The organism is Ruixingdingia sedimenti (assembly GCF_031432425.1).
Taxonomy (GTDB): Bacteria; Pseudomonadota; Alphaproteobacteria; order Rhodobacterales; family Rhodobacteraceae; genus Ruixingdingia; species Ruixingdingia sedimenti.
The window spans coordinates 1-9,466 of record NZ_JAVKPH010000062.1 but is presented as its reverse complement, the minus strand read 5'-3'; the positions used below and the strand labels follow the sequence as shown (position 1 = coordinate 9,466).

Sequence of the window (9,466 nt, the reverse complement as noted above, 5' to 3'; positions counted from 1 at the left end):
AAGGTCTTCCTCTCCGCCGTCGCCCTCGCTGCAACCGTCATGTTCTGGCTATGACGCGAGAACGAGTCCTGACCGTAATCTTCGCTATCTGGGCGATCACCAAATTCATCCTCGATTTTCTGGCGACAGTGATTGTCAAGAAAAAGATGTCCTGCCGGATCGCCAGAAGTATCGCATGATCCGCTGGGATTATGAACACCCCAAGCCGGGGAGGCGCCCGGCACACCGAAGAGCCAGGTAATGCCCGCCTCCATCGGAGGATCGACGATCAGGTGTGCGTCGGTCGTTTTCCTGCCCCCTTGGTTCTGGTCATGCACCTCTGGTCCCTTCAGGCAGTTTGAATCGGCCTGCCTGCTCGGTGGGGCTACCGGTCAGACGTTGCTCTTGCTTGCATTCATGGGATCGGGCCGGTCTCCAAGACGGCGGGTTTCGTGGCCGCCCGAGACATGCAGGCCGCCCTTGTCCCGGCGAATCGGATCGGCAAGCAGGCGCAGCCCGTTCAGAACCACCAGCACCGTGCCGCCCTCATGCCCGATCACGGCCAGCGGCAGCGGCAGCGCGAAGAACAGCGTCGATGCGACCAGCAGCAGCATCATGCCGATGGAAAAGGCCAGGTTCTGCCGGATCACCCGCCGTGTGCGCCGCGCCAAGGCGCGCGCGGCGGCCAACCGGGCCATATCGTCCGACAGCAGCGCCACATCGGCGGCCTGCAGCGCGACCTCGCTGCCCGCCGCCCCCATGGCGATGCCGACATCGGCCCGCGCCAGCGCGGCCGCGTCGTTCACCCCGTCGCCGACGAAGGCCACCTTGCCGCGGCCGGTCAACTCGCCCACCAGCCGCACCTTGTCCCCGGGCAGCAGGTCGGCGTCGACATCCCGCGGCGCGAAGCCGAGTTCCGCCCCGATCCGCAGCCCGACCGGGCGGCGGTCGCCGGTCATCATCCGGATCGTGCCGACGCCTTCGGCGCGCAGCGCCGCCAGCCCGGCGGCCGAGGTTTCGCGCGGGCGGTCCGCCACGCTGACGGCGCCAAGAACATGCGCGCCGCGCCCGAGCCAGATCACCGTCTGCGCCGTGTCGCGCAGGGCCGCGAACTCCGCCCCATCCACCGTGGCCCCCATCCGCGCCGCCATCCGGGGATTGCCGGCCCAGACCGCCCCTTGCGCATCCATGCCGGTGATCCCCTCGCTGGGGATGGTCCGCACGTCGTGGACCTCGGCGGGCGTGATCCCCCTGGCCGTCGCATGACGGCGGATCGCATCGGCGATCGGATGTTCGGACTGCGCCTCCAGCCCCAGGATCAGCGACAGGAACCCGGCCTCATCGTCTACGGCAATCACGGCCGTCACCTCGGCCTTGCCGGTGGTGAGCGTCCCGGTCTTGTCGAAGGCGAAGGTATCGACCTCGGCCAGCGTCTCCAGCGCCGCGCCGCCCTTGAACAGCACGCCCCCGCGCGCCGCCGCCGCGAGCGCCGAGAGGATCGCTGCCGGAACCGAGATCACGATGGCGCAGGGGCTCGCCGCGACCAGCAGCGTGGCGGCGCGGTAGAGCGCGTCGCGCATCGGCCAGCCCAGCCACAGGAACACCGCGAAGGCCAACGCCGAGCCTGCCAGCACCGCCACCGTATACCGCTGGCCGAACCAGTCGCTGAACCGCTCGGACGGCGCACGGGCGGCCTGCGCCTCGGTCACCAGCGCGATCATCCGCGCCACCGTGCTGTCGGCCACGGCCTGCATGACCCGCACCGTCAGCACCGTGTTCAGGTTCACGGTGGCCTCGAACACCTTGGCGCCGGGGCTTTTATGCACCGGCATCGACTCGCCGGTGATGGTCGCCTCGTCCAGCGATCCCTCGCCGTCGAGGATCACCCCGTCCACCGGCACCCGCGCGCCGGGGCGCAGCACCACCACATCGCCGGGAGCGAGATCGGCCACCGGCAGCTCGCTCACCGAGCCGTCCGGGTTCTGCCGCAGCGCGGTATCGGGGCGCAGCGCCATCAGCGCCTCGACCGCGCGGCGCGCCCGTCCCATCGCGCGATGTTCCAGCGTGGTCGAGATGCTGAACAGCGTCAGCAGCACCGCGCCTTCCAGCGGGGCGCCGACAGCGGCGGCGGCAAGCGCGGCGATGACCATCAGCAGGTCGATGTCGAGCACCCGTTCGCGCCACAGCGCCGTCAGCGCCCGCGCCGCCGTGGGAATGCCGCCCGCGAGATAGACCAGCGCGAGGCCGGCAGGCCCCCAGATACCCGGAACGAGGAACGCGTCGAAAGCGGCCAGCGTCATGCCGATGAGCGTGGCGGCGGTCAGCGCCGTCATCAGACGGTCGGATGAAAGATCGATATGCAATATCTTGTCTTGGCTGTGCCGCAGCGGCGGCAATGGCTGGGGAAGGTTGTCGGCAGCGGTGTGACCACTGCGCGAGGGACGGTCGAGCAGGCTGTTTGGCGCACCTCCTGTCCATCGCGCGCCCGTTCGCGGATTCGATCATCCCTTGCGCCTCGGGTCAATGTCGGCCCCTGCACCGCCGGTCGCGGCGATCAGCCCCAAAATTCAGGAGGGACATTCCCCTGTGGGTCGATGTTGCGACTTTCATCTTTCGACACCGTTCCACAGGAAGACGACCAGAGTGATGCTTACCAGCGCCAGCATAGCCAGCACCTTCAGCGTCAGATCGGTTCCGGCGGCGGAAAGCAGGATTGCTCCCACGGTTGGTGCGAGAGCCTGCGCGATCAGCGAGGGCCGCGCCAGCCCTCCCATGATCGGCGCGTAGCGATCGACCCCGAACAGGGCGAGCGGCATCGCGCCCCTGGCAATCGAGAAGATGCCGTTTCCGGCTGCATAGAGGAAAATGGCCGCCCCGACGAACGGAAGCCCGAGGGCCAGCATGGCCAGCCCCACGGCGGACAGCCCCACCGCCCCGGCAAGCGTCCAGATCGGGTGATGCCGCCCGCCACTCGCCATCTCGACCAGCCGCGCCGCGACCTGCGCCGGGCCGATCAGTGCCCCGAGGGCGACGGCCTCGGCCAAGGACAGGCCACGGCCTTGCAGCATGGTCAGCAGATGGACCGAAACGATGGTGACGGTGAGACCGGCAAGCACCATGATCGCCATCATGGTCAGGTAGGCCCGCCGCTCCGGGCCAGAAAGCCGGATCAAACCACGCCGATCTTCAGGGGTGGGAGCTGCGCGGCCGTTGCCCGGCAGGACGAACAGGATCAACGGCAGGCATAGCCCGAGCTGGATCGCCGCATAGGCTGCACAGGACCAGCGCCAGCCCAGATGTTCGATGAAGAACGCCGACAGCGGCCAGCAGACCGTGCTGGCGAAGCCGCCCCAGAGGGTCAGCGTGGTGATCGCGGATCGGGCCTCGCGCCCGTAGATGCCCCCGAGCGTGGCGAAGGCCGCGTCATAGAGACCCGCCCCCATCCCGATGCCGAGGACGATCCATCCGGCGATGAACACCGGCAACACCGGCGCGGTGGCGAGGATCAGCAGCCCCGCCGCCAGCAGGAGGACGGACAGCGCCAGCACGGGCTTGCCGCCGTGATGCCGGATCGCCTCGCCCACGCGCGGCGAGGCCATGCCGGCGACGAACAGGCCGAGGGAGAGGCCGCCGACGATCCACGACAGCGACCAGCCCGTATCGGCGGCGATGGGGGCCGCGAACACCGCCAGCAGGTAGTAGGAACTGCCCCAGGCGAAGATCTGGACGATCCCCAGGGCCGAGATCACCGGCCAGCGCCGGGCGCTCGGTATGCCTGTGGCTGTCATCCTGCTTTCGCCATATCCCTCGCCTCGCGGGCCTTCGCGTCATCTGGAAACCATCGGGCACCCAGCCGCAAGGCGACATGGACAAGCAGGATCAGCGCGGGCACCTCGACCAGCGGGCCGATCACGGCCGCGAAGGCGACCGGGGAGGCCAGGCCGAAGGCGGCGATGGCGACGGCAATCGCCAGCTCGAAATTGTTGCCCGCCGCCGTGAAGGCGATGGCCGTGGTGCGCGGATAATCCGCCTCGATCAGCCGCCCCATGGCGAAGCTGACGAGAAACTGGATGACGAAATAGAGCGCCAGCGGCACGGCGATCCGCAGGGCATCGACCGGCAGGCGCACCACGTCGCCGCCTTTCAGGCTGAACATGGCGACGATGGTGAACAGCAGTGCCGCCAGCGTGACCGGGCCGATGCGGGGCAGGAAGGCGGTTTCATACCAGGCTTCGCCTTTGCGGGCGACGAGGATGCGCCGGGTGAGGAACCCGGCCGCGAAGGGGATGCCGAGATAGATCAGCACCGCCTCGGTGATGGTCCGGAAGCTCACGTCGATCACGCTGCCTTCCAGCCCGAACAGCGGCGGCAGCACCGAGAGGAAGAACCACGCATAGGTGGAGAAGAACAGGATCTGGAACACCGAGTTGAAGGCGACCAGCGCCGCGACATACTGGCCGTCGCCTCGGGCAAGCTGGTTCCAGACCAGCACCATGGCGATGCAGCGCGCCAGGCCGATCAGGATCAGGCCGGTCATGTATTCCGGGTGATCGCGCAGGAAGATCACGGCGAGGGCGAACATCAGCACCGGGCCGATGATCCAGTTCTGCACCAGCGACAGGATCAGCACCCGCCGGTCGGAGAACACGCGGGGCAGTTCCTCGTATCGCACCTTCGCCAGCGGCGGATACATCATCAGGATCAGGCCGATGGCGATGGGAAGGTTGGTGGTGCCGACCGAGAGCGCATCGAGCGCGCCGGCCAAGCCGGGGAACACCGTCCCGAGCAGGATGCCGAGCGCTATCGCGGCGAAGATCCACAGCGTCAGCCAGCGGTCGAGGAAGGAAAGCCGCGAAGGCGGCGCGGAAGTTGTGATCGGCGGGGAGGTCATCTGTATCTCCGGTAAAGGGTTCCACCCCGCGCCCCGTCCGGGCAGGCGGCTGCGGGCATCCGGTCTCGGGGGTGGTCAGGCCGTGCCAATGCGGCAGCTCCGGGCATCCACCACCGGCTCGCCGTCTTCCTTGGTGAATGCGCCTTGTTGCGGGGGCAAAAGGTCCAGCACCGCCTCGGACGGGCGGCAGAGCCGCACCCCCTGCGGGCTGACCACGATGGGCCGGTTGATGAGGATCGGATGCGCCACCATCGCATCCAGAAGCTGATCGTCAGTCAGCGCCGGATCGCCCAGGCCAAGATCGGCATAGGGCGTTCCCTTCTCGCGCAGCAGGTCACGGACGGTCAGCCCCATGCGCGCGATGAGCTGCACCAGCATGTCCCGCGAAGGCGGGCATTTCAGATACTCGGTCACATGCGGCTCGACCCCGGCATTGCGGATCAGGCCGAGGGTGTTGCGGGACGTGCCGCAGTCGGGGTTGTGGTAGATCACGACATCCATGATCCGCCCTCACGCCACATCCGGCCGGGGCCGGGTCGCGCCCTCGGCCCGGCCGATCTCGCGCAGCCTGGTCGCAAGGCTCAACCGATCAAGAGAAGCGATAGGGAGCGCGGCGAAGGCCGCGATCCGCGCCTTCATATAGCTCAGCGCATTGATGAAGGCCATCTTGCGCTCAAGCTCGGTGCCGACAGCAGTTGCAGGGTCTTCGATCCCCCAATGCGCGGTCATCGGCTGGCCCGGCCAGAGCGGGCAGACCTCCCCGGCAGCGTTGTCGCAGACGGTGAACACGAAATCCATCACCGGCGCGTCCGGCCCGGCGAACTCGTCCCAGCTCTTCGAGCGCAGGCCATCGGTCGGGTAGCGGAAGTTCTCCAGCACCTGCAACGCGGTCGGGTGGACTTCCGCTTTCGGATGGCTTCCGGCCGAGAAGGCCCGGAAGCGCCCGCCGCCGTCCTGCCGCAGGACGCTTTCGGCGATGATCGACCGGGCCGAATTGCCGGTGCAGAGGAACAGCACATTGAACACGCGAGGGGTTTGGTCCGTCATGGCGATCACCCGCAGCAGGGCTGCGCTCCAGCCGGGGCCGAGCAGCTTTTCTGTTCCTGAAGCCAGCGGTCGCGGGGCTTGCAGCTTGCCGGGCGCGGCGAAAGAGCCACCCGGACCTGGCCATCCTCGATCCGGGGCAGCGCCGCCCGGTGAAGCTGCATCGGGCGTTCCCCGTCGCTGACCTCGAAGGTCAGCTTCGCGCTGCCGTCGAGCGCGACATGCTCGATCACCTTGCCGATGATCTTGACGAACTTGCCCGCTGGCATGTGGCTGCGATCCTCGTTCACGTCCCAGAGTTGAATGAAGATTTCCGTCCAGCTTTCCGGGTTCGCGCCACAGTCCAGCGCCTCGAAGCGCCCGACCTTGACCTCGGTGACGTGATAGCCGGGCTTCACGTTCCGGCCATCGTAGCTGAACACCAGCGGCAGATCGGCCGCGCCGTCCAGCGCCGCCAGAAGCTCGCCGATGGCAATATCTTCCGGGTCGGCCGCGCCGGTGAGCGCGCCGAGGTTGCTTCGAGCCGTCATCTACGATACCTTTCGATTCTACATTTGTAGGATTGTTGAAATATGGAAGAACGTCAAGCCCTCGCCGCCTTCGGGGCGCTGTCCCAGGAAACCCGGCTGCGCATCCTGCGGCTGCTGGTCGTCGCCGGTCCCGAGGGGCTGGCGTCCGGGGTGATCGCGGACCAGGCCGAGGTGCCCGCCTCGAACGTGAGCTTCCACATCAAGGAACTGGAACGCGCGGGACTGGTCGCCTCGCGCCGCGAAAGCCGCTCGATCCTCTACAGCGTCGATTTCGAGGCGCTGAACGGCCTGGTGCGGTTCCTGATGGAGGATTGCTGTGCGGGGCAGATCGGCCTCTGTGTCGACGTGGATCGAGCCGTGATGTGCGGCAACACCTGATCGGTCAACCGGGTGGCGGTCGCTCAGGCGGCGCCGCCACCCTTGGACTGGCGGATAGCCGGGTGTCTTCCGGTTCGGGCAGCGGCCGCGCCACCCGCCGTCAGATCGCCCCGGCCAGATGCAGGCCGAGGCCAACCAGCGCCGCCCCCCCGAGCACGAGGCCGATGCCGAGCTTCAGCCGGAACACCGCGAGGAGGGCCAGCGCCGAAAGGGCCAGCGCCCAGGCATCCAGCGTTTCCGGCACCGGAACGCTGGTCGAGACCGGCCCCCAGTCGAAAGGCTCGACCTCGCGCCAGATCACATGGATCGCGAACCAGATCCCGAGGTTGAGAATCACCCCCACCACCGCCGCCGTGACCGAAGCCAGCGCCGCCGCGAGCGCCCGGTTTTCCCGCAGCCCTTCCATGAACGGGGCACCGAGCAGAATCCAGGCGAAGCACGGCGCGAAGGTCACCCATGTCGTCAGGATGCCCCCGAACGTTGCCGCCAGCAGCGGCATGGCCCATCCCGCCTCGCGGAGCGCGCCCATGAAGCCGACGAATTGCAGCACCTTGATCAGCGGCCCCGGCATGGTTTCGGCCATGCCGAGACCGTCGAGCATCTCGCCCGGTTCCAGCCAGCCATAGGTGCCGACCGCCTCCTGCGCGACCCAGGCCAGAACCGCATAGGCTCCGCCGAAGGTCAGCACCGCGAGTTTCGAGAAATAGAGCGCGATATCGGTGAAGACGCTGCCCGGCACCAACGCGACCAACAGCGCCACCGGCAACAACCAGAGCGCGACCGCCGCCCGTCCCGCGCGGAAGGCGTTTCTTCGTGCCGTGGGCGGAAGGTCAAGCTCTTCGCCAAGGATCGTGTCGGCGTCGCTGACATGCGCGCCACCTGTGGAGCCATGTCCACCGCCGCCCTGGAAAGCCGCGATCCCGGCCTTTGTCCCGATCCAGCCGATAGCCGCCGCCAGCGCCACGATCAGCGGGAAGGGTGCATCGAACAGGAAAATAGCGAAGAAGGATGCGGCGGCCAGGCCGAGCATGACATTGTTCTTCAGGGCACGTTTGCCGATGCGGAACACCGCTTGCAACACGATCGCCAGCACCGCGGCCTTCAGCCCGAAGAACAGCGCGGTCACCACCGGCACGTCGCCATAGACCGCGTAGACCCAGCTCAGCACCATCATGGCGATGAAACCCGGCAGGATGAACAGCAGCCCCGCGATCAGGGCGCCGCGCACACCGTGCATCAGCCAGCCGATATAGGTCGCCATCTGCTGCGCCTCGGGACCGGGCAGCAACATGCAGAAGTTCAGGGCATGGAGGAAACGCGCATCCCCGAGCCATTTGCGTTCCTCGACCAGTATCCGGTGCATCACCGCGATCTGGCCCGCCGGCCCGCCGAAACTCAGCACGGCGATCCTGGCCCAGACCCCGGTGGCCTGACCCAGCGTGGGAAATCCGTCGCGCTGTTTCATGTCGCGCTCCGGCCCGCGTCGCGGGTGTTGGTCGGCCAGTTGTGGATCTCGTCCGTGGCATCGCGTGCCCAACGGTAGAAAGCGTCGTAGAGCTGCAATCCGGCATCGAGTTGTTCCAGATCGTCGGAATACATCCGCGACAGGCCCAGCGAGGCCGCCAGCAGGCCCGCCGCTTCGGGGGCGAGATTCAGACGGGCGGTATCCGCACCGCGCACGATCAGCGCCAGCCGGTCGAGCGCCGGGATGCTCAGCCGGGTTTCCTTCAGCAGCACGTCGAAGGTGCAGTCCTCGCCACGATGACTCCAGAACACGCCTTCGACGTCGAAGGGCATGGCGCCGAACCGCTCGGCCACCGTGGGCACCTCGGCCGGGGCGACGAACAGAAAAACCGCCCGCGGATCGATGAAACGCCGGATCAGCCAAGGGCAGGCGATGCGGTCGATCTTGGGCCGCGCCCGCGTCACCCAGAGGCTGCGGCCCTGCGGATCGTGGCCGGTGATCTTCGTGGTCGTGACGAGTGGCAGGCCAGCGGCAAGCCATGCCGTCATGCCACCCTCCAGATACTCGGCGGCGACTCCTTCATGGCGCAGCCAGGCGGCGATGCCCTGACTGCGCCCGTGCCCCTCGGCGCAAAGGACCACCACCGGGCGATCGAGATCGCGGGCCAGTTCGGTCAGGGCTGCGGGCGCGATGCCGTCTTCGTCCAGCCATCGTGCGGAAGGAACGAGGCGGGGTTGGGCATCCCGCGCATCCGCCCGGCGCACGTCGAGGACGACGGGGCATCGTGCGGTGCCGATCAGCTTGGCGAGCTTGTCGCAGGTTATGGCATCAGGCGCAGGCATCTGCGTTCCCTCCATTGAGTGAATGATCGGATTGGAACGCGATCTTCGGCTGGCGCCTCGTGGGGCATCGCAAGACCCCATGCCGGAAAACTCTTTCGGCGACGGTGGAATGTCAAGCGCCTGGTGTTGCATCGGCCACAATTGACACGGGCAGTTCGCATGAACCGGCAGATCTCCACGGTATCGGGCCATGGCATAGCCTGCTGCTGATCTTTTTCTGGCAGCCGTTTCGATGACGGGACGGTTTTACCGTCCGCATAGGCTCTGTTGCACAAATCCTGTGAGGGATTCATCTCGTGAATCCAGCATGGTAGCTGGGTGGCATGAGCAGACCGAC

The 9,466-nt window shown here is 67.4% G+C and carries 10 protein-coding genes; 1 reads left to right on the top strand and 9 read right to left on the bottom strand.

All coding sequences use genetic code 11. The features are described from left to right. From RGD00_RS22245 to RGD00_RS22215, 7 genes are all read right to left on the bottom strand, one after another. On the bottom strand, nt 1-317 hold a 317-nt coding region (locus RGD00_RS22245), incomplete at its 3' end, for a hypothetical protein (protein WP_310459428.1). Nucleotides 318-371: 54 nt separating this feature from the next. After that, a complete protein-coding gene (locus RGD00_RS22240; RefSeq protein ID WP_425603450.1) occupies nt 372-2,312 on the bottom strand; it encodes a heavy metal translocating P-type ATPase in 1,941 nt (646 codons plus the stop codon). A 273-nt stretch (nt 2,313-2,585) separates the two neighbouring features. Beyond that, entirely contained in the window at nt 2,586-3,767 is a 1,182-nt protein-coding gene (locus tag RGD00_RS22235) for an MFS transporter (RefSeq protein WP_310459427.1), read from the bottom strand. After that, nucleotides 3,764-4,870, bottom strand: coding sequence for an ACR3 family arsenite efflux transporter (gene arsB, locus RGD00_RS22230; RefSeq protein WP_310459426.1), 1,107 nt, complete (start codon nt 4,868-4,870; stop codon nt 3,764-3,766). Before arsB ends, RGD00_RS22235 begins: the two co-directional genes overlap by 4 nt. A 75-nt stretch (nt 4,871-4,945) precedes the next feature. Next, nucleotides 4,946-5,371, bottom strand: a complete 426-nt coding sequence (arsC, locus tag RGD00_RS22225) for an arsenate reductase (glutaredoxin) (RefSeq protein WP_310459425.1) — start codon at nt 5,369-5,371, stop codon at nt 4,946-4,948. Between the two features lie 9 nt (nt 5,372-5,380). Further along, nucleotides 5,381-5,896 carry an arsenate reductase ArsC gene (locus RGD00_RS22220; protein ID WP_425603449.1) on the bottom strand — a complete coding sequence of 172 codons (516 nt, stop codon included), beginning with the start codon at nt 5,894-5,896 and terminating at the stop codon, nt 5,381-5,383. Between the two features lie 26 nt (nt 5,897-5,922). Further along, entirely contained in the window at nt 5,923-6,444 is a 522-nt protein-coding gene (locus RGD00_RS22215; RefSeq protein WP_310459424.1) for a DUF6428 family protein, read from the bottom strand. A 42-nt stretch (nt 6,445-6,486) separates the two neighbouring features. Here RGD00_RS22215 and RGD00_RS22210 point away from each other — a divergent pair, with 42 nt between their 5' ends. Continuing rightward, the gene (locus tag RGD00_RS22210) at nt 6,487-6,822 is read left to right on the top strand and encodes an ArsR/SmtB family transcription factor (protein WP_310459423.1); all 336 of its coding nucleotides are present in this window, start codon (nt 6,487-6,489) and stop codon (nt 6,820-6,822) included. A gap of 100 nt (nt 6,823-6,922) precedes the next feature. On the opposite strand, the gene chrA is transcribed toward RGD00_RS22210, so the two are convergent. Together chrA and RGD00_RS22200 are read right to left on the bottom strand one after the other, a co-directional pair. After that, the gene (chrA, locus tag RGD00_RS22205; protein WP_310459422.1) at nt 6,923-8,287 is read right to left on the bottom strand and encodes a chromate efflux transporter; all 1,365 of its coding nucleotides are present in this window, start codon (nt 8,285-8,287) and stop codon (nt 6,923-6,925) included. Beyond that, nucleotides 8,284-9,129 carry a chromate resistance protein ChrB domain-containing protein gene (locus tag RGD00_RS22200; RefSeq protein ID WP_310459421.1) on the bottom strand — a complete coding sequence of 282 codons (846 nt, stop codon included), beginning with the start codon at nt 9,127-9,129 and terminating at the stop codon, nt 8,284-8,286. The genes chrA and RGD00_RS22200 overlap by 4 nt, the downstream gene beginning before the upstream one ends. Between the last annotated feature and the right edge of the window lie 337 nt (nt 9,130-9,466).